This is a genomic window from Dyadobacter sp. CY323, assembly GCF_021390245.1.
Lineage (GTDB): Bacteria > Bacteroidota > Bacteroidia > Cytophagales > Spirosomataceae > Dyadobacter.
On the sequence record NZ_JAJUXH010000001.1, the window covers coordinates 62,129 to 83,371 of the forward strand.

The 21,243-nt window shown below is 45.9% G+C and carries 17 protein-coding genes; 14 read left to right on the forward strand and 3 right to left on the reverse strand.

Annotated features, from left to right (window positions below):
* Positions 1 to 98: 98 nt before the first annotated feature.
* A complete protein-coding gene (locus LZG72_RS00335) occupies positions 99 to 1,106 on the forward strand; it encodes a hypothetical protein (RefSeq protein WP_233866115.1) in 1,008 nt (335 codons plus the stop codon).
* A 151-nt stretch (positions 1,107 to 1,257) separates the two neighbouring features.
* Here LZG72_RS00335 and LZG72_RS00340 read toward each other — a convergent pair whose 3' ends face one another.
* Positions 1,258 to 1,893, reverse strand: coding sequence for an intradiol ring-cleavage dioxygenase (locus tag LZG72_RS00340; RefSeq protein ID WP_233866116.1), 636 nt, complete (start codon positions 1,891 to 1,893; stop codon positions 1,258 to 1,260).
* A gap of 351 nt (positions 1,894 to 2,244) precedes the next feature.
* Here LZG72_RS00340 and LZG72_RS00345 point away from each other — a divergent pair, with 351 nt between their 5' ends.
* The 11 genes from LZG72_RS00345 (at position 2,245) to LZG72_RS00395 (ending at position 16,896) form a co-directional block, all read left to right on the forward strand.
* Positions 2,245 to 2,598 (forward strand): response regulator, encoded by a 354-nt coding sequence (locus tag LZG72_RS00345; protein WP_233866119.1) that lies wholly within the window; start codon positions 2,245 to 2,247, stop codon positions 2,596 to 2,598.
* A 184-nt stretch (positions 2,599 to 2,782) separates the two neighbouring features.
* The gene (locus LZG72_RS00350; RefSeq protein ID WP_233866122.1) at positions 2,783 to 4,426 is read left to right on the forward strand and encodes a TldD/PmbA family protein; all 1,644 of its coding nucleotides are present in this window, start codon (positions 2,783 to 2,785) and stop codon (positions 4,424 to 4,426) included.
* 188 nt (positions 4,427 to 4,614) lie between these two features.
* A complete protein-coding gene (locus tag LZG72_RS00355; protein WP_233866125.1) occupies positions 4,615 to 5,931 on the forward strand; it encodes a TldD/PmbA family protein in 1,317 nt (438 codons plus the stop codon).
* A 128-nt stretch (positions 5,932 to 6,059) separates the two neighbouring features.
* Entirely contained in the window at positions 6,060 to 7,697 is a 1,638-nt protein-coding gene (locus LZG72_RS00360) for a TldD/PmbA family protein (protein WP_233866127.1), read from the forward strand.
* Positions 7,698 to 7,708: 11 nt separating this feature from the next.
* Positions 7,709 to 9,046, forward strand: coding sequence for a TldD/PmbA family protein (locus LZG72_RS00365; RefSeq protein WP_233866129.1), 1,338 nt, complete (start codon positions 7,709 to 7,711; stop codon positions 9,044 to 9,046).
* Between the two features lie 22 nt (positions 9,047 to 9,068).
* The gene (locus tag LZG72_RS00370) at positions 9,069 to 9,686 is read left to right on the forward strand and encodes a DUF4159 domain-containing protein (RefSeq protein WP_233866131.1); all 618 of its coding nucleotides are present in this window, start codon (positions 9,069 to 9,071) and stop codon (positions 9,684 to 9,686) included.
* 229 nt (positions 9,687 to 9,915) lie between these two features.
* Positions 9,916 to 10,908: a MoxR family ATPase gene (locus tag LZG72_RS00375; RefSeq protein ID WP_233866134.1), complete on the forward strand. Its 993-nt coding sequence runs from the start codon at positions 9,916 to 9,918 to the stop codon at positions 10,906 to 10,908.
* A 102-nt stretch (positions 10,909 to 11,010) separates the two neighbouring features.
* Positions 11,011 to 11,913 carry a DUF58 domain-containing protein gene (locus LZG72_RS00380; protein WP_233866137.1) on the forward strand — a complete coding sequence of 301 codons (903 nt, stop codon included), beginning with the start codon at positions 11,011 to 11,013 and terminating at the stop codon, positions 11,911 to 11,913.
* On the forward strand, positions 11,913 to 13,028 hold the full coding sequence (locus LZG72_RS00385; protein ID WP_233866140.1) for a BatA domain-containing protein: 1,116 nt from the start codon (positions 11,913 to 11,915) through the stop codon (positions 13,026 to 13,028). The genes LZG72_RS00380 and LZG72_RS00385 overlap by 1 nt, the downstream gene beginning before the upstream one ends.
* Positions 13,021 to 15,213 carry a DUF4175 family protein gene (locus LZG72_RS00390; RefSeq protein ID WP_233866143.1) on the forward strand — a complete coding sequence of 731 codons (2,193 nt, stop codon included), beginning with the start codon at positions 13,021 to 13,023 and terminating at the stop codon, positions 15,211 to 15,213. Before LZG72_RS00385 ends, LZG72_RS00390 begins: the two co-directional genes overlap by 8 nt.
* 21 nt (positions 15,214 to 15,234) lie before the next feature.
* Positions 15,235 to 16,896, forward strand: coding sequence for a hypothetical protein (locus LZG72_RS00395; RefSeq protein WP_233866145.1), 1,662 nt, complete (start codon positions 15,235 to 15,237; stop codon positions 16,894 to 16,896).
* Here LZG72_RS00395 and LZG72_RS00400 read toward each other — a convergent pair.
* Positions 16,893 to 17,711 (reverse strand): tetratricopeptide repeat protein, encoded by an 819-nt coding sequence (locus LZG72_RS00400; protein ID WP_233866147.1) that lies wholly within the window; start codon positions 17,709 to 17,711, stop codon positions 16,893 to 16,895. The genes LZG72_RS00395 and LZG72_RS00400 overlap by 4 nt on opposite strands.
* A 136-nt stretch (positions 17,712 to 17,847) precedes the next feature.
* Between LZG72_RS00400 and LZG72_RS00405 the strand changes: the two genes are divergently transcribed.
* Together LZG72_RS00405 and LZG72_RS00410 are read left to right on the forward strand one after the other, a co-directional pair.
* The gene (locus tag LZG72_RS00405) at positions 17,848 to 18,255 is read left to right on the forward strand and encodes a VOC family protein (protein WP_233866149.1); all 408 of its coding nucleotides are present in this window, start codon (positions 17,848 to 17,850) and stop codon (positions 18,253 to 18,255) included.
* A 78-nt stretch (positions 18,256 to 18,333) separates the two neighbouring features.
* On the forward strand, positions 18,334 to 18,630 hold the full coding sequence (locus LZG72_RS00410; protein WP_233866151.1) for a hypothetical protein: 297 nt from the start codon (positions 18,334 to 18,336) through the stop codon (positions 18,628 to 18,630).
* On the opposite strand, the gene LZG72_RS00415 is transcribed toward LZG72_RS00410, so the two are convergent.
* Positions 18,616 to 21,243: an ABC transporter permease gene (locus tag LZG72_RS00415; RefSeq protein ID WP_233866153.1), complete on the reverse strand. Its 2,628-nt coding sequence runs from the start codon at positions 21,241 to 21,243 to the stop codon at positions 18,616 to 18,618. The genes LZG72_RS00410 and LZG72_RS00415 overlap by 15 nt on opposite strands.

The window sequence follows — 21,243 nt, forward strand, 5'->3', positions numbered from 1 at the left end:
TTTTTTTGTTTTGAAAGAGTCGGCTGTCAAGCTGGCTCTTTTTTGTTTTTTTTCTCTAATTTGAGCGGCGTTGCCAGTTTGTGAATTACCCTGCTCATATGAAACAGCTTTACCGGAGAATAAAAGACCGTTTATATAAGGTCTGGCTGAAATACAGGCCTCTTTTTTACGTCTATTTTGCCTTCATCATTTTGCTGATCGTCTCGATCATCTATCGGGATTCTTACACAAACATGGTCGAAAAGGAGTGGGATTTGGGAGAGGGTTTTGTGTTGTCCTGGCAATCGTCTCTTTTTCAGGATTTGCTCTTTTTCGGCTTCACAGGTTTCCTAAGTATGATTATCACGACCCGGGAACCTCATCAGGAAAATTTCGATACCAGGGTGCACGCCATTGCAAACGCATTAAATGTAGGCTCGCGGACGAAAGATTTTATCAAGCGTGAAATTGAGGATCTGATGGTTTTCAATGAAAAAACAACCGTCAACCTCACTATCGAGAATGCCTACCCCGATAAAAATCTTCTTGAACTATACTACGAGCGAACGACCATCAAGTCAAATATGTGTTCCGATGTGCCTCAGGACGCGAAATTGAGAACCAATATTGTTCCCGGGCCGGATTACCATGGCGACTACGGGTACCTGAAAGTGCTCACTTATCAGTATATGAAGGACGAATCAAAACGAATCGACGTTCACACAGGGAGCGTATATAAGTTCAGTCCGAAGGGATTTCTGGACAAGCGTACCGTGCCCATTGAGCCGCATGGATCGATTTTACAAACTTTGGCTTACAACCTTTACTGTCCATTTAATGGCTCAAAAGACAATATGCAGGACGTGTTTTTTACCGGCGATTTGCTTTTCACTGAGAAGTTTACGCTCACACTAAAAAATAAAACAAATTCGACGATCAAGTTCGATTTTTCTTACCCAAACCGGGCGCAGCCAAAGAGCAAGAACCATCAGTTACCGCCATCGATTACCGGTTCCGGGCAAATTGAACCGGGGTCTCAAAATAATAGAAAGAAGGATGCGACAATTGTCGTGTCAGATAAGTATCTTTCTAAATCAGACCAATTTCAAATCTTTTTTTACACTTAAACCTTTCAGCTATGTGCAATGCAATTAAAGACCCAGGGAATAACTAATCGATTAGATTATTTCGAAACCCCGGGCTGGTTAAAGTCCGACCCGGGGTAACAAATATTTTCTTGCCTAACCGCACAAGTCATTTACAGCCCTGCGAAACCAGCTACTTCTTCGCCGGATAATCGGGAATGTTCTTTCCAAGGTATATATCCCGTTCACCTTTATACATATTACCGACATCCACAAGTTTCACGATCCCGCTTCCCCCGCGATTTTCCAGTTTGGCCATTCTTTCCTTTGTCAGTAGAGGATCGTCTGAAAATAGGAACTCGTCCAGATAATATTCATTTAAACCCGGCTCTTTTATTGTAATGTGAATATGTGCGGGCTCATTATGGTTGGGGTAGGTGCCGGGACGCAACGTTACAAATTTGTAATTGCCTTTTTCATCTGTTTTCATCCAGGCGCGGATGTATCCGTGTCTCTTCGCCCAGCCTGTTTCATCGCCTTTTTTAGGATAGATACCTTTTTCATTTGTGTGATAAACATAGATAATCACGCCGGCGGCGGGTGTTTTCCCATCAGCCTTGAAAACAGTCCCATTAATACCCACTGGTTTTTTCCCTTCCCAGCTTACTTCGGGAAGTTTAGTAACGCTTTGGAGTTCTTCAAACGGAACCGGATTTTCATAGATTGCCTCGCAGCCTTCACACGGACCGCCAACCTTTTTTTCATGCCAAAAAATAAATGCTCCCATGACAAAACAGAGAAACATCAGAACAATGGACCACTTTTTCATGATTACTGAGATTTGTGTTTGATGAAATGACTTCTTTGAAACTGCAGATCCCTCGGCTTGGGATTTACATCATAAAAGAAGGCGATCTATGTAACATGGCGAAAAAAAGTAGATGAACTGCGAAAAAAATAGATTTCCGATCCAAAATGCCACTGTTGGACTTACCGTTTAATAAGTTTTTCATTATCAATCTATTTGATTCCTAGCTAAATAGTGTTCTCCATTTTTTGAGGCAGTAATTTGTAATGGATCTTTTGTAAAAAATAGCTAAGAAGTGCCAAAAGATTGCTTTGAACATAGTTTATGCATAGCTTTTCGTCGTAATAACCCCACTCGAAAAAAATAACTAATATGAGCATACTCTACGTAGATCATGAAATCAACAATTTAAACTCTTTCAAAGCGTCGTTTCGCCGCGATGCGGAAATATTTGTAGCCAGCTCCACAAGCGAGGGCCTCCGGATTTTGAACGAGCAAAAAATCGATGTAATTTTTGCCGACCACCAGATGCCGGGCATGACTGGCCTCGAATTTTTGAAACAAGCCTCCAGTAATTTTCCCGCAAGTGTCCGGGTGCTGCTAACCGGCAATGCATATACCGACGAGTTCAAAATTGCAGCCGAAAAGGGTTACTTTCACAACTATATAAACAAACCCTGGGACGAGCAGCAACTCAGACATTTGATGATGTCGCATACATCCTAGTCCCGCGCAGGTACCGCCCCGATGTTGGTGTTTCCTCACCCGATGTTGGTGTTTTCACCAACATCACCCCCTCCAAAAAAAATTGCTGTACGAATATTTGCTGAAAATATATTTCATTACATTGTGAAATCAATTTCCGACGAATTGTCCTTCATTCTTTTGCCGCGAGGCTAAACCATATAAAATGAAAAGAAGAGATTTCATGCAGATGTCCGGTATGGGGATTGGTGCAATGATGCTGCCGTCCGTACCTGTCATTGGTAATCCCGTGTCTGCCGAGCATTTACTGGAATCCTGGATGGATGCCGCTGACAAAAAGAAACTCACCGAAATCGCATTGAATGCGGCCAGGAGTAAAGGCGCAACGTACACGGATGTACGGATTGGACGTTACCTTCAGCAATATTTGTTTACGCGGGAGAAGCAGGTTCAAAACATCGTGAATGCCGAATCGTACGGCATTGGGATCCGCGTCATTGCAAATGGCACCTGGGGTTTCTCGGCGACCAGTGACGTTACCGCAGATGGAATTGCCAAATGCGCAGCCACGGCAGTTGCCATTGCCAAAGCCAACTCAAAATTCCAGAAAGAGCCGGTTGTGCTGGCCGAGCAGAAAGGGGTGGGAGATAAGGTGTGGAAGACGCCCATTGTCAAAAATGCATTTGAAATCCCGGTTCGCGAAAAGATTGACTTACTGATGAATGTCAATAACAAGGCACTCGAAGGTGGGGCTAGTTTTGTTACCTCCAATCTTTTTTTTGTCAACGAACAAAAATATTTTGCTTCCTCCGACGGATCATTCATCGACCAGGATGTGCACCGGATCTGGCCGACTTTTACGGTAACAGTGACGGACAAAGCAGCTGGAAAGTTCAAAACCCGCGATGCGATCAGCTCGCCCATGGGAATGGGATATGAATATTTGGATGGGATCGCTTCGGAGAAAATCGCCGGCCCGAATGGACTGGTAGGGTACCGCAATTCGTACGATATGGTCGAAGATGCGGTTACTGCGGCGAGACAGGCGAAAGAAAAAATTACAGCCAAAACGGTTCAGGCTGGCAAGTATGACCTTGTTTTAGATCCCAACCATTTGGGACTTACCATTCATGAATCGGTAGGCCACCCGACCGAGCTCGATCGGGTACTCGGGTATGAAGCGAATTACGCAGGCACCAGTTTCGCGACTCTGGACAAATGGCAATCCAAAAATTTTGCATACGGAAGTAAGCTTGTCAACATCGTAGCTGACAAAACGCAGCCTCATACATTGGGAGCTGTCGGTTACGACGACGAGGGTGTGCCTTGTAAAGAATGGGACATTATTAAGGATGGTATTCTGGTTAATTATCAGGCGATCCGTGATCAGGTGAAAATCATTGGTGAAAAAGAATCGCACGGCTGCTGTTATGCGGACAACTGGAATTCGGTACAATTTCAGCGGATGCCTAACATTTCTCTGAAACCCGGAGCTGAGAAGCGAAGTGTCATGGATATGATCAAAGGTGTGGAAAAGGGTATTTACATTATTGGCAGAGGTTCCTATTCCATTGATCAGCAACGGTATAACTTTCAGTTTGGCGGACAGGTATTTTACGAAATCAAAAACGGCGAGCTAACCGGCATGCTCGACGACGTAGCTTATCAGTCCAATACCCAGGAATTTTGGAACTCCTGCGTGCAGCTTTGCGATAAAGACGATTACCGTACATTCGGCTCATTCTTCGACGGAAAAGGCCAGCCCGGCCAGGTTAGTGCCGTCTCACACGGCAGTTCGACAACCCGGTTTAATGGAGTTAATGTGATTAATACGGGGAGGAGGATTTAGGGGAGGGGAAGGTCATTAATTGTCATTAATAATCACTCGTTGTCATTGGTGGTCATTTATGTTGAAGATGTTAACATAATAGCAGCACGTCAGATAAATACTAAAACAACTAATGACAATCAATGACTACAATGACCATCTCACCAAAACAACTAATGACCATAAATGACTACTAATGACATTAGAACATGGCAATACTATCAAAAGAAGAGGCAAAAAAAATAATAGATAAGGTACTGGCACTGTCCACGGCTGACGAAATCAGTGTCGGACTTTCCGGCGACCGTAGCGGGAATATCCGTTATGCCAGAAACTCCGTTTCAACCAGTGGTGAAACGACGGATTTGTCACTTTCCGTTACCTCGGTTTTTGGTAAAAAATCAGGTACGGCTACGATCAACGAATTTGATGACGCATCGCTGGAAAAAACGGTAAGACGCGCCGAGGAAATCGCCAAGCTGGCGCCGGACAATCCGGAATATATGCCTATGCTCGGCCCGCAGCAATTTCTGGAAACCAAATCTTTCGCGGAAAGTACCGCGGCGATCAATCCCGATTTTCGCGCCCAGGCTGCATTCAACAGCATCGATCCATGCATTAAAAAGAATCTTACGGCTGCCGGATTTTTGCAGGATAGCGCCGGGTTTTCTGCGATGGGAAATAACAAAGGCCTGTTTGGTTACAACCGGGCCACTTCCGTCGACTTTTCCATTACCGTTCGCACTGCCGACGGTACAGGCTCCGGATACGTTGCCCGCGATTATAACGATGCCTCCAAACTGGATACAAAATCTGCTACCGAAGTCGCCATGCAGAAAGCATTGGCATCTGTAAACACAAAAGCGCTGGAACCGGGAAAGTACACTGTAATCCTGGAACCGACTGCGGGAGTGGATTTACTGCAAAATATGATGCGGAGCATGGATGCCCGTAATGCAGACGAGGGCAGAAGCTTTTTAGGTAAAAAAGGCGGTGGCACCCGACTGGGCGAAAAGCTTTTTGATGAACGTGTTACCATCTACTCCGATCCCATGAACCTGGAAATCCCCGGTTCGCCATTCAGTGGAGACGGGCGGCCACAGGAAAAGGTAACCTGGATCGAAAAAGGAGTAGTGAAAAATATGTACTATTCAAGGTTCTGGGCTCAAAAACAAGGAGTGAAGGCAACCCCGCCACCATCGGGATTTATATTTGAAGGTGGAAACGAATCACTAGCGGATTTGATAAAAGGAACGGAGAAAGGCATTCTGGTAACCCGTTTCTGGTACATACGGGCCGTCGATCCACAAACCTTATTGTACACAGGCTTAACACGTGACGGTACATTTTACATTGAAAACGGGCAGATCAAATATCCGGTGAAAAACTTCCGGTTTAACGAAAGTCCGGTGATTATGCTGAACAACGTCGAAGCGATAGGGAAACCGGTTCGCGCCAGTGGAAATCTGATCCCGCCTCTGAAAATCAGAGACTTTACATTCACAAGCCTGTCTGATGCGGTGTAACCATTTAAATGGATATCCAGCCTTACATAAAAAGTGGATTGATTCGAAAACGTGTTTTTAATATCTTATCCAATACGTTTTAATCGGATTTCAACCAATCTCATCACTATTAGCAAAACTTATACACCTTGAAAAGAAGAGATTTTGTACAACTGGCTGGATTAGGAACCGGAGCGTTCCTGCTGCCTGGCCTGGCAATGGGCAGGATTGTTTCCCCGGAGGCATTTCTAAATCCCGGAGATGATGTCGCTGTCAAGAAAAGGCTGGCAGATGCGGCCCTCAATGCCGCCAAGTCCAAAGGTGCCTCTTATGCCGACGTTAGGATCGGGCGCTATCTCAATCAATTTGTGATTACGAGGGAAGATAAAGTTCAGAATATCGTCAATACTGAATCGTATGGCGTAGGTGTACGGGTAATTGCAAATGGGTGCTGGGGTTTTGCGGCGGTGGTCGATGTGAAAAGTGAGGCTCAAATGGCAAAAGCGGCCGAGGATGCCGTTGCCATTGCGAAAGCAAATGCAAAGCTGATGAAAGAGCCGGTTCAGCTGGCGCCTCAAAAGGGTTTTGGCGAAGTAAGCTGGAAAGCGCCGATCAAGAAAAATGCATTTGAGGTACCTGTGAAAGAGAAGGCAGATCTGCTTCTTTCGGTCAATGCGGCGGCGATGGCAAATGGGGCTAACTACGTGAATTCGGTCATGTTTTTGGTAAATGAACAGAAATACTTTGCGTCGACAGACGGTTCCTACATTGATCAGGACGTACATAGGATCTGGCCGATTTTTAATATCACGGCCATCGATCCCAAAACCGGGAAATTTGAAACCCGGAATGCATTAAGTGCCCCAATGGGAATGGGGTACGATTATCTTCAGGTGAATCCAAAAGATAAAGTTACCGGCGTAACTACCCGTTATAATATGGGTTACGATATGCTGGAAGATGCCACTGCCGGCGCCAAACAAGCCAAAGAAAAACTGACTGCAAAGTCTGTGGAAGCGGGTAAATATGACCTGATCCTCGATCCATCCCATTTATGGCTAACGATCCATGAATCGGTCGGCCACCCGCTCGAACTCGACCGGGTACTTGGTTATGAAGCGAATTTCGCGGGTACTTCTTTTGCGACTTTGGACAAATGGCAATCCAAAAATTTCCAATATGGCAGCAAGCAAGTGAACCTGGTCGCCGACAAATTGCAGGTAGGCTCGCTGGGTGCAGTTGGTTGGGACGATGAAGGTGTGAATACCAAAAAATGGGATCTGGTTAAAGATGGTGTTTTGGTTAACTACCAGGCGATCCGCGACCAGGCGCATATCATCGGAGAAAAAGAATCGCACGGTTGCTGCTATGCCGATTCGTGGAGCTCGGTGCAGTTCCAGCGTATGCCAAACGTATCGCTGGCCGCCGGAAAAACGCCATTGTCAGTGGATGATATGATCAAGGATGTTAAAAAAGGCATTTATATCATCGGCGACGGTTCTTTCTCCATTGATCAGCAGCGATATAACTTTCAGTTCGGAGGCCAGTTGTTTTACGAAATCAAAGACGGGAAGATCGTTGGTATGCTCAAAGATGTGGCTTATCAGTCTAATACCCAGGAGTTCTGGAATTCTTGCGTGCAGGTTTGCGATGATAAAGACTATCGTTTGGGCGGTTCTTTCTTTGACGGAAAAGGTCAGCCTTCGCAGTCGAGCGCTGTTTCGCACGGAAGTTCGACAGCCCGTTTCAACGGAGTGAATGTGATCAATACAGCCAGAAAAATCTAACCGGAACAGCCATGTCAATCATATTAACCGAAGCAGAAGCAAAAGCTTTACTGCAAAAAGTGCTGAAATATTCCAAAGCAGATGAATGCGAGGCAAATATTCTGGGCGAGGAGCGAGGAAATCTGCGATATGCCAGAAATGAGGTATCGACCAGCGGATCATTGATCAATCAAAATTTATCGGTGCAATCTGCTTTTGGCAAAAAAGTGGGCGTTGCAACCATTGACGAATTCAGTGACGAATCCATTGAAAGATGTGTGCGGAGATCGGAGGAACTGGCTCAGCTAGCGCCGGAAAACCCGGAATATGTCAGCGTTTTAGGACCGCAAACTTACGGCAAGTCCAATGGATTTTTCGAATCAACAGCTGCTGTTACACCGGATGTCCGGGCTGATGCCGTCGCAAAAAGTCTCGAACTATCCCGTGCTCAAAATCTGACGGCCGCCGGTTTTCTTGAAAACCGCAAAGGATATTCGGCCATGATGAATTCAAAAGGCCTTTTTGCATATTATCCCAGCACCAATGTCAACTTTACGCTGACGGTGCGCACACCGGATGGAACCGGTTCAGGATATGTGGCGCGGGGATATAGTGATATAAAAAAGCTGGATACTGCCGCGGCCACGACTATTGCCATACAAAAGGCAAAAGGTTCAATGGGTGCGAAGGCTCTGGAACCTGGAAAGTATACCGTGATCCTGGAACCGACCGCAGCAGTGGTATTACTGGAAAATATCTTTTTTGGAATGGATGCCAGAAGTGCGGACGAGGGAAGGTCGTTCCTGAGCAAGCCGGGCGGAAAAACCAAACTGAATGAAAAGATCGTTGATGAGCGCGTCAACATTTATACCGATCCTGCGAATCCTGAGCTGCCTTCTTCACCCTGGTCCGGTGACGGTCAGCCGCTCAATAAAATGAGCCTGATTGAAAAGGGAGTTGTTAAAAACATGTTTTATTCCAGATACTGGGCACAAAAAAATAATGTAAAACCGGTACCATTCCCCAGCAATGTAATCATGGATGGAGGCACTGCGACACTCGAAGAGATGATCAAATCGACGAAACAGGGCATATTGGTTACGAAACTCTGGTACATTCGGTCGGTGGATCCGCAAACATTGTTGCAAACCGGCCTCACGCGGGATGGTACTTTTTACATTGAGAACGGTGTCATCAAACATCCGGTGAAAAACTTCCGTTTTAATGAAAGTCCGGTGATCATGTTGAACAATCTGGAAACGTTAGGCAAACCGGAACGGGTAGTAAGTACAGAATCGGACCAAAATTATTTGATACCCCCGATGAAAATCAGGGAATTTACATTTTCATCACTTTCCGACGCGGTTTAGGTTGATGGGTTGACAAGGAAGCATGAAACCTTTTTTCTTTACAAGAATTCAATACACTTCCGGAAATTGGGATACAGACCAGCGGATGCCGTCAAATCTGCTGCATTCGCTGGTTGAATATACTACAGTACCGATCGACGAGAAGGAAAAAGTGGTTCAGCTGAACAGTAACGAGATTTTCAAAAGTCCGTTCTGCTACCTGAGCGGGCACAAACTCGTTGAATTTTCAGCGCAGGAACGGGACCATTTCAAACGATACGTTCAGAATGGAGGTTTCGTTTTCGTCGATGATTGCAACCACGATATCGACGGACTTTTCGCCAAATCCTTTGAACAGGAAATGGAGCGAACATTCGGGCCGAAAGCTTTGCAAAAGATCCCGAACAACCACCCGATCTATAATTGCTTTTTTAAATTCGAAGACGGCCCGCCAACAACTTCATTCGAACTGAACGGCTGGGGCGACGACCTCGTGCACGATTACCTGAAAGCCATCACCATCAACGGCCGGATCGGCGTTTTATACAGCAACAAAGATTACGGCTGCGAATGGGACTACGATTTCCGAAACAAGCGATTCTTGGCGGTTGATAATACAAGGTTCGGGGTTAATATAGTGATGTATGCGTTGACGGCGTAAAGGATAGTTGGGTGTTGTTCGGAGTGGTTCTGGGTTGTTGGAAGTTATTATTTATGGTCATTGATAGTCATTTGTGGTCATTTATTGTATGAAGATTGTCACAGATCCTGAATGATTTTGAACATCCTGAACATTACAGAACGGTTTCAAACACCCCCGAACAAGTGCCGAACAACAAATGACCTAATGACCACAAATGACCTAATGACCTAATGACCAACGACGACAAATGACCACAAATAACGAACTAACCCACTATAAATCTCTCGTCGCCAAACTGCCGCTTCTCAAAAAGGAGATTGCGAAAGTCATTGTCGGGCAGCGTGAGGCGATTGATGAAATTCTGATTTCGTTGCTTGCTTCCGGGCACTGTTTGCTGGAAGGCGTGCCTGGTTTGGCTAAAACGCTGATGGTAAAGACGATGTCAGAGGCTCTGCACATGAGTTTTAAGAGGATCCAGTTCACGCCGGATCTGATGCCGGGAGATATTGTCGGAACGGAAATCCTGGAAGAAGATCATGAAACCGGAAAGAAGTTTTTCAAATTCAATAAAGGCCCGCTTTTCGCGAATGTCGTTTTAGCCGACGAGATCAACCGGACTCCTCCCAAAACGCAGGCGGCATTACTGGAAGCCATGCAGGAAAAAAGCGTTACCTACGGCGGTACCAATTACGAGCTGCCAGGTCCTTTTCTGATCATAGCAACCCAGAACCCGATCGAGCAAGCAGGTACGTATCCTTTGCCCGAAGCACAGTTAGACCGTTTTTTGCTTTACATTAAACTGAGCTATCCTGATGAAAATGAGGAACTTCACGTATTAAAAGGAACCACAGGTTCTTTCAAACCGCAGATCGATCGTATTTTGTCGGATACCGAGATCGGTGATCTTCAAAAATTAACGAGACAGGTGCATATCAGCGACGAATTGATCGTATGGATCAATAAACTCGTCCGCGCCAGCAGACCGGAAGGAAGTCCGTCCGATTTTGTAAAAGAATGGTGCGACTGGGGAGCCGGGCCGCGTGCAGGTCAGGCGCTGGTACTTTGCGCCAAAGCGCGGGCGGTTATGAATGAGCGTTTCGCAGTGATTCCGGAAGATATTCAGACGCTGGCATACCCGGTTTTGAGACATCGAATCGCAATGAATTTCCGGGCCGAGGCTGAGAGTATAACGACAGAGCAGGTGATTGCGGAGCTGCTGAGAGTGGTGAAGATATCCTAGTGCCCCCGACCCCTAAAGGGGAGACGCTTTTACATAAGAAAACGCAAAAGTCCCCTTGATGGGATTTAAGGGAGAAAACAAGCACAAACTACCAAGTCAAACATGCCAACATCCACTGGCCTTCTTGCTTCCAACCTCATTAAACTCAAAAACCTGCAACTGACCGGAAAACTGGTGAGTGAGGAACTGATGTTGGGGATTCATGGAAGTAAACGGTCGGGTATCGGGATTGAGTTTGAGCAATACCGCCATTATGAGCCCGGGGACGATCCCAAACGCATTGACTGGAAGCTATTTGCACGAACGGACAAGCATTTGATCCGGGAATCTTCGACGGAAAGTGATCGCCAGATCCGTTTTGTGCTGGATTTGAGCGGGTCGATGAACTATGTTGAAAATGGTGTGAGCCGGTTGCAGTATGCGCAGATTCTGCTGGCTTCACTGGCTTATTTATGCTATATTCAAAATGATCAGATGAGTTTGTACACGTTGAAAGAAGGTTCGGTACAAACGTTAAGTACCACGGGATCAGCTTCTTCGGGCCGTCAGGCTTTTCAGAAGATATTAGTGGGGCTTGAAAAGACAGTGGCTGGCGGCGAGTGGGATTGTAACGCGGGGGCGCTGTTGAAATTTCCTGAGCTTCAAACCAAAAAAAAGGAGCAGTTGATCTTTGTCAGTGACTTTTTGCAGGTGGATGACGAATGGCTGAAACTGATCAAGTCGCTCGCTAATCCGCAACGTGAGATCGTTATTTTCCAGATTCTCGGTGATCAGGAAGCAAATTTTGATTTGAAAGGCTTTTACCGTTTTGTCGACCTGGAATCGGGGAAACAAATGGAGCTGGATGCGGAATCTGTGAAAGAGAAGTTTCAGAATTCCATGGAAGAATATCAGGCAAACATTAAAAGTAAATTACAAATGCCTCAGGTTCATTTGGTTACGGCGCGGATGAGTGATCCGATCGGCATGGTTTTGAAAACTTTTTTAACAAAAAGAAAAGGGTAATGGAATTTTTGCAACCTTCCTGGCTTTGGGGAATGCTGGCCGTGGCTGTGCCGGTTGCAATCCATTTCTGGAACCAGAAAAAGGGTAAAACCATTGAATGGGCGGCATCCCGCTGGCTTTTTGAAAAAACTACGTTAAATCACCGCGGCATCCGGCTCTACGAAATTCCGTTGATGTTGATCCGGTGTTTATTACTCATTTTGTTGGCCTGGATACTTAGTAAACCTATTTTGGATTGGTTGGATAATCAGAGTTCGGAAGAAACAATTCACCTCGTACAACCGGACCGAATATTGACGAACAACTTCCGTTTCGAGCTGGAAAATGCATTGAAAAAGGGTGAGAAAGTGTATTGGATTGAGCCGGATGCGAAAAATGTCGAGAATCTTGCTCAAATGCCCGGCATTTCAAAAGGTACAATGCATTTGCAGCAAACGATCAACAAAACAGCGACGGTCGGAAGCAAGCTGAAAATCTATCTACTTGCCAATCAGGAGTTAGCGATATTGCCGAAGGTCTATGTACCCGGAGCTTTCCAATTATATGCGTTACCTGACACTTCCTCGCAACCGCCGGCTGCATTGAAATTCAGTAATGGTAATGCCATTCATGCGTTGATTTCTTACAAAAATTCGGCCGAGCAGGCAACGGTTCAGGCGGCGTTGAAGGCACTGGCAGATGTCTACGATGCACCTTTTAGCATCGATTTAAAATCAGATCCCGGGAAAAAGTACGATTTGATTGCGACTGACAGTCTTCCACATTTGACCAATAGCCAAACTTTGTATGTACTCTCGGGCAAAGTTCCCAGGCTGGATTTAGCAGGAAATGTGATTCAAATACCAGATTCGCTGCGGTTATCTTCATCAGAAATTATTGAAAACGGCAGATTGCCCGAGTTACTTGGAAAGGCACTTTTACAGCATAACCGGTTGACTAAAAGCCAGTCGCCACTCAGCAGCCAGCAGTTGAATGCAATGTTTGTACAAACGAAACCTATACACGATCGGAAAGCGGACAGAATGCGGAAATGGCTTCTTTTAGCATTCATCCTGATTTTCCTTTTGGAAAGGGGAATGTCGCTCAGGAAAAACAAGATTGTTTCGTATGCCTAAATTGGAGAAGCTCGTCAGCGCAGTTACCAGCCAGCTATATGTTACCGACGCGACCCGGTGCATTTTGCTTGGGGGAGCCGGGTATGTACTGGGAGCAGCTTTTTCTCAAATAGCGGCGATTTCGGGGGGTATTTCCGGATTGATTGCGGGTATATTCATCACGAAAATTTATAAGAGCAAAAAGCCGGAAGCGATAAGTCTCATTCATCGGTATTCTGGTGAAACCGAATATAGTTTGCATTTGCTGGAAAAGGACGAGCTGAATATCGCGGAACGATTGCAGCTCGAACGGGTAGGCGAGCGGGAAAGTGCATTTCCTTTTGCAAAACTGTACAGCGGGATCATCTGGTATTCTGCCATTTTACTCGCGTCAGTCGCTTTTTATTGGCTTTATCCCAAACTCACTGCAACGCAAACTTCGTGTGAACTAAACGTATCGACAGCCATTGAACGTAAGAAGAAAGATCCGCTCGCGCCGCCCGCATTCCAATCTGCGCGGGTTTCGGTTCAGCCGCCGGCATATACGCAATTAAAAAAAACGCAATCGGAGGATTTGAATATCAGTGCGATTTCCGGCTCTGTCATCGGTTGGAATGTCCGGTTTGATGATCATGCTAACCTTTCGGTGAAGCTGGCGAACAGTCGGGGTGAGGAAATTCCTTTTGCCAGATCCACTAACGCATTCACTTTCGCCGACCGGCTGACTGGCTCAGGCTTGTATTCATTAAAAGCATATTGGAAAGATTCACTGGTCTATCAGTCAGACTTTTACAAACTGGAAGCCATTCCGGATATCGCGCCGAAAATTGAGCCGACTTCAAAGGAATTGTACCAGTATCATCATTTAAAAGACCACAAAACAATCAGCATCTCGGCAAAAATGTCGGATGATTTTCAGGTTAAACAGGCATTCATTGTGGCTACGCTGGCTCGGGGATCGGGTGAAAATGTAAAGTTCAGGGAAGTTCGGTTTCCATTGCCGGGTAATTTTAAACAGGCTACTCTTGAAAAAACGATTGATCTGAATGAGCTCCATTTTGCCCCCGGCGATGAGCTTTACTACTACTGGGCCGCCATGGACAACAAGCAACCGGAAGCGAATTTTAGTAAATCGGACACCTATTTCTTGGTTTATAAAGACACTTCGCAGATTGAAGAAGCCGAGCTTGCCACCATGGCGGTGAACATTATGCCGGAATATTTCCGCAGCCAGCGGCAGATCATTATCGATACGGAAAAGCTGATCGCCAAAAAGAAAAAGCTGACGAAACAAGCATTCAATTCAACCTCCAACGAAATTGGTTTTGACCAAAAAGTGCTCCGGTTGCGCTACGGGCAGTATTTGGGTGAAGAATTTGAAACAAACATCGGTGGGCATGGAGACGAGGGGAATATTGTGGATGCATTCACGCATCATTCGGATGGCACCGGTGAAGGTGCTGAACAACGGGTTGCCGCGCCGGTTGAGGGGCGCGGAAATCACGATGAACATGATCATGGAAATGCGCAAAAAGGTGCTGAAACCAAAGATCCGCTAGCCGCATTAATGGAGCAATACACGCATTCGCACGACGATGCGGAAACGAATACATTTTATGAGCAGTCGACGAGGAGTTTGCTGAAAATGGCCCTGGAACAAATGTGGCAATCAGAGCTGCATTTGCGGATGTATGAGCCGGAAAAAGCAATTCCATTTGAAAACAAAGCGTTGGAATACCTCAAATCCGCACAGCAAAAAGCACGTACTTATGTGAAAAAAAGCGGCTACGATCCCCCGCCGATCAAGGAACAGGAAAAAAGGCTGACCGGAGAAATGAAAGAGATGGCGACGGATCTCAGTTCGAAGAAATCGTATGAGGGAAAGCAAACGCAACAACTTGCTGCCGAGGTACTTGGTTTTTTGGATTATAAAACTTTGGACAAAAAACAACAGGCAAAATTACAATTGCTTGGCGGCACATTAAGTGAGAGATTAATAAAAAGCGGGCCATTTAATGGCGGTTTGCAGAACTGGCCGGTGATTGCTTCGCTGCAAAAGCTGGTTAGCAATAAAGCTTTGACTGTAAAGGAAAAGCAGGTTTTGAAAAGTGAATTATATAATTATTCGAGCCGGTCGGTACTGAGCAGACGAGGGTATTCAAGCGAGAAGAAATTGGAGGAGGCATTCTGGAAACAACTCCGCTGACCTGAAAATGGAATAATACGAATGATTCAATTTGATTTTGACTGGTCGGATTTATTGAATAAGGTAATCCTGGGCTTTGCTTTTGCATTGTTACTTGTGCAATTGTGGTTGCTTTTCAAAAGGCGTACGGCAGGTACTGCAAATTCTTCCGGTCGTTTTGCATTAAAGCTTTTTCTGAATGTTTTGCTCTGGATTGGCCTGGTAGGCTTCATTACTCAACCCTTCATTTCCCGAAAAGCGTCGTCAAAAGTCCGTTTGCTACCAGCTGCCAATGTTCCGGCGGTTTTTACAGACAAAATTTTGAATGGAATTAATGCAGAACAGATTACACTTTCTGAACTGTCGACGCAGAATGCCGATACACTTGTGGTTGTCGGGCAGGATTTTCCGCCAGCACTTTTCTCTCAAATAAGTCAGCTGGAAAATCAGCCGGTAGTGCAATGGATCCCTTATTTTGAGAAAGGCCAGCCGCAGCATTTGCAGTGGAAAGGAGTTGCTAGAAAAGGTGAAATGCAGACGATTTATGGTCGTATTGAAACACTGCAAAATCAGGTTATCCAGGTAAAATATGGAAATCAAACGCTTGACAGCGCGTCACTGAAACCGGGTACCAGCGATTTCAGGTTGAAATTCCCGGTTTTTACGCAAGGCAGAACGGAGATGCAACTGACTTTGGGAGACAAGACGCTGGACACCATACGGTTTTTCGCGCGGCCATCTGAAATGCTGACTGTGCGCTTTCTGCTGGATAGTCCGGATTTTGAAACCAGAAACCTGGCGACCTGGCTCGGGAAAACCGGCAATGCGATCAAATATGAGGCGATATTATCGAAGGATTTAAAGGCGAATCAGAACATTAATGCAGCAAGAGAGCCCAATTTGATTGTTACCGATCCAGGGAATGCATCGGATGTTTCGGTCAAAAAGGCTTTGAATAATGGGAAAAGCATCCTTTTTATTAATCTGACTGATCCTCCCGCCGAAGTTCGTGCGATAAACACAGCATTAGGTACCAAATTCCAGATTCGGAAGATATCCAATGAACCAGCCGTGCGCATTTCGCCGGAGTTGAATGCATTACCGTTTCAGTTTGTAAAGTCTGGTTACCATTTGGAGTTAAAACCCTATCCGGTGATGACCGAAAACACGAAAGGTAAAGTGGCGATCAGTTTGTTAACCGAAACTTTCCCGATGCAGCTCACCGGCGATAGCGTCACGTATGAGAAAGTCTGGAATGCGATTATTGCATTGGTGAGGCCGGTATCTACGGATAATGTCGACATTTCAGCTCCGGTTTATCAGGGGTTGAAAAGTGAGTTTGTTGCCAATCATTCTAAAGATTTGGAACACGAAATCCGCATTGGAAATGACACGCTGTTTACTCAAAAATCAATACTAAATGACCAATCAGCTTCCGGCATTTTCCTGCCTACCGAGTCCGGTTGGGTCACCATTCAGGATTCGATTCCATTTGACCTGTACGTTGAAAAATCGGGTACTATATTGAAAGCGGCCCAAATGGCGGATTTTATTCATGCGCATTCCAAACACCTTTCGTATTTGCAGCAATCCGCAAAAACCGGACAGGGAGAAAATTTGGTCACTGAAAAGCTTTCCGATGGGTTCTGGTTTGCCTGGATGCTCATTTGCCTCACTGCATTGTGGGTAGAAGCAAAATTCTAGTTGTTCTCTTTCAGGCCAAGGTCTGCCATGCTTACCTGATACGGGTAGGGTACGAGATATGAATTAGGCTCATTAATTTTGTAACCTTCCTGCGAATACTGTTTTGCCTTTTCAAAAAAAGCTGCCTGCTGCTTGTTTCCCGTTGCCTTCATAATCAGCGCCATGTAATAATTGGCGGTCGGGTGCTGCTCGTAAAGCTGCAGACATTCGCGAAGCCGTGTTTCGGACTTATCCAGTTCATTATTTAGGAAATGCATGATTCCAAAATACAGAAGTGTGTTATAGTGAATGTCGTTTTGCCCGGTGCCGCGTTTTTGCGTAGCAATGTCCTTTAAAAAGTAAGTTTCCGCTTTTTCAAAATTTCCCAATCCGGTATGGGCCATCGCCAAATAGAATGAGAACGAATGGTCCATCGTAAATGCATTCGGCATCAGCTTTTCGGCCTCTTCGAAATCTGTAATTGCCTTTTGGTAATTTTTGGCGTAAATGCAATGCAGGTACCCACGGTATGGCAGCCAGCGTGTCCGATCCAGTTCGGCGGCTTTGTCGATGTTGGCAAATAGTTGACTCGTGTCGCCGGAAACGAGGTAGGCCAATCCGCGTTCCTGATATGCTTCCGAGATATTTGGGCAAATTGAAATAAGCGAGTCGTAAATCTGCACCCATTCTTTATCATTCAAAGAAAACTCATGCGCTTTTTTTGAATAGGTATTGAAAAGGCTATCCTGCACCTGTTTCTGACTACAATCGACAGCATTCTGCGCAAAAATCGGCACGGAGGTGCAGAGTATCAGGACGATTAGGATAATTTTCATGGCTGGATGAGGTTTACAAGTAAAAATAACAATTTTGTAGCCTGCCGCAATTAGCCCCTCAAATTGGCGCAACAGCACAACGCTCAAATTGTTTTCTGCCAGTAGCTTTGTAACATCACCATAAACCTATAAAATCATGGCAACCAAAATCTTCGTTAACCTGCCTGTAAAAGATCTGCACCGATCCGTTGAATTCTTTACAAAATTGGGTTATTCTTTTAACCCGAATTTTACCGATGAAAATGCAACCTGCATGATCGTGACGGAAGATATTTATGTGATGCTTTTGGTTGAACCCTACTTTCAGTCATTTACCAAAAAGGCAATTCCTGATACTTCAAAAACCTCCGAGGTAACGATCTGCTTTTCTGCCGAAAGCCGCTCGGAAGTCGAAGAATTCATTAAAAGGGCCCTCGATGCAGGCGGCAAGTTTGTAAAAGAACCGCAAGAATATCCCTTTATGTATGGCGACAGTTTCGAGGATCTCGACGGCCACATCTGGGAAATCATGTGGATGGATCCCTCTGCAATCCCGCAAGCGTAGGTAGCTGGCCATTTGCCGTTTCGCCGTTGCCGGTGTTATCACCGGCAACGGCATTTAAAGGAGTAAAAATAACGAGATATGGAAACGAAATCGGAGTTGACGCAGGAAATCGAGCAATTGCTGACGGAGGCGGACGTAGCAATAAAAGAAGCAACTTCGTACCTGATCAGCCAGGGCGAAGTGGTCGACCTGGCTGAATGGGTTACGATAAAAGAATATTGCAATCGGTTTGAAGTCAAAAATGTCGAGACGGTTGTTAACTGGATCAATCGTGGTGTAATCCCGGCCGAAAACGTCAGGACGATCGAAGAGTTCAACAATACCCGTTTGATCAAAGCGGTACCGTACAAAACGAAGGTGCTACTCAGATCGTAAACTTTTAATGGGATTCATCAGCGCGGCTTTGATCGCCTGAAAACTGACTGTGAGCAATGTGATCAGCAAGGTTCCGAAACCGGTCGCGATGAAGATCCACCCCGAGATTTCGGTCCGGTAGGTGTATTTCTCGAGCCAGCCATTCAGGAAATAATAGGAAAGCGGCGCGGCGATCAGAAATGCGATGCATACCAGGACGATAAAATCCTTTGAAAGCATCGCCCAAACATTGATAATGGTCGCGCCCAGTACTTTTCGGACCCCGATTTCCTTGGTACGTTGCTCGGCGATGAAAGACGCCACACCAAAAAGCCCGAGGCAGCTGATGAGGACAGCCAGAATGGAAAAGAATGTGGTCAGCTTGGCGATTCGCATTTCCTCAAAAAACTTCCACGCATAATCCTGATCCACAAAACTATACTCAAATGGAACGCCCGGATCGTATTTTTTGAAAACAGTTTCAATCCTGGCCAGTGCTTCGCTCGTACTGAGCGCGGGACTCATTCTGATGTTGATCACGCCGCCTTTCTCGCTGTTGATGTTGTAAATCAGCGGTCTGCTCGGCTCGTAAGGGGAGTCTACGATCATATCTTTGATCACCCCAATGATCTTGATGCGTTCGTCGAACCACATAAGATCTTCGCCCACCGGATTTTTCAAGCCCATAAACTTTGCTGCGGTTTCATTGATGATCAAGCCCGACGAGTCGGACGCAAATGCGCTGCTAAAATCTCTTCCGTCGATAAATTGCCAGCCTACGGTTTTTCCGTAATCATGAGAAACTTCATTGTAATTAAAATCCGCCGACAATGCCGGGTCCTTTCCTTTCCAGACAATGCCGGTGGTCGATGACCACGAATTGGTCGTGGGGCTGCTCGACTCTGCGATCTGGGCAATGGCGCCAGTGCTTTTCAGCTCGTTACGGACTACGTCAAAATGGTTGTGAATCTCAGGAGTTGATGAATAAATTGTGATTAATCCTTCGCGATTATAGCCGACGGGACGGCTTTTGGCAAACTGGATCTGCCGGTAGACGACGATTGTCCCCACAATAAGAATAATGGAAACCGTAAACTGCACGACTACCAGCGTTTTTCGCGGAAGTGCCGCAAATCTTCCAGCTTTGAACGTGCCTTTCAAGACTTTTACTGGCTGGAAGGAGGATAGATAGAGAGCCGGGTAGCTTCCGGCGATGAGTGCGGTAACAATGCTGAAACAGCCTCCCATGAGCCAGAATGCAGGATTCCCCCATAGCATTTCAAGTTTTTTATCAGCAACCTCATTGAAAAACGGGAGAATAAGAAGGACAATAAGGTTTGCCACAATGAAGGCAAACGCCACAACCAGGAACGACTCGCTGAAAAACTGGGTAATGAGTTGCTTTCTGAAAGAGCCAACGGCCTTGCGAATGCCGACTTCTTTCGCCCGCTTCTCTGATCTGGCTGTACTGAGGTTCATAAAATTGATACAAGCCAGCAGCAGCACAAATGCGCCGATTACCCCGAATAGCCACACATTTTCGATCCGCCCGCCAACGCGTTGCCCGTTTTTAAATGTCGAATAGAGATACCATTTATCCATCGGATTGAGAAAAACATCCGGCTTGAATTTCAGCTGCTCTTTCCGGATATTCTTCTTTTTAACATCCTTGATCTTCGCAGAAACCTGATCTGCATCGGCATGTTCGGCAAGCTGGGCGAAAATCTGAAAGTTATTCGGACGCCACGGGTCTTCCATGGTTTTCAGGGAAGGATTTGTGATTTCGTATAGAGACCACGGCATCAGAAATTCCAGCTGGCGAAATGTAGTATTGTGTGGCAGGTCTTCATAAACGCCCGTCACTTTCAGATTAAGGCTGTTATCCACCTTCACAATCTTGTCAATGGGATCGGCGTCGCCGAAAAAAGCCTTGGCTACGGACTCCGATAACATCACCGAATGAGGATCTTTCAAGCTTGTCCAGGTTCCTTTCAACATGTTGAGAGTCAGCATTTCAGGCGTTTTCTCTTCCATAAACGCCCCCATTTTCCGGACTTGTTTGTCGCCCACAGCCACGACGTGGGGGGTGAGCCAGGATGACATGATGACGTGCTTGAAATCGCTTCCGTAACTGCGCCGCAGCTCGGCTCCGAGCGGATATGGGTTCGAATTCTGCGTCCCGATCTCCCCATTCCGGGTCTGATGCTGCATGACCTGAACAATGCGGTCGTAATTCTTGAAACTGCGGTCAAACGAAAGCTCGTCGTAAATCCACAGGCCGATGAGCATTGCCACGGCCATGCCCAAAGCGAGACCGGTGATGTTAATGAAGCTGTACGCCTTGTTTTTGGCCAGCGTCCGGAGTGCGATTTTAAAATAGTTTTGAATCATTTCAGGGCTAAAAAGATAGATGGATGGATATGGGCTGGGTTTTCTTCTCATAAAATAGGGTGTGATGTACCGGGTCGCGGCCAGCAGGTAAACGAGATTGGCCCTTTTTAAACCCCGGGATTTTGTTTCAATGGCAAATACTTCGTGCAGATCACCCATTACATCTTCACGGAAATGAGGTGCGATGATCCTTTTCAGCAGCATATCGATCCATTTCGGCGGTTCGTTCCTGTGGTTTTCCAT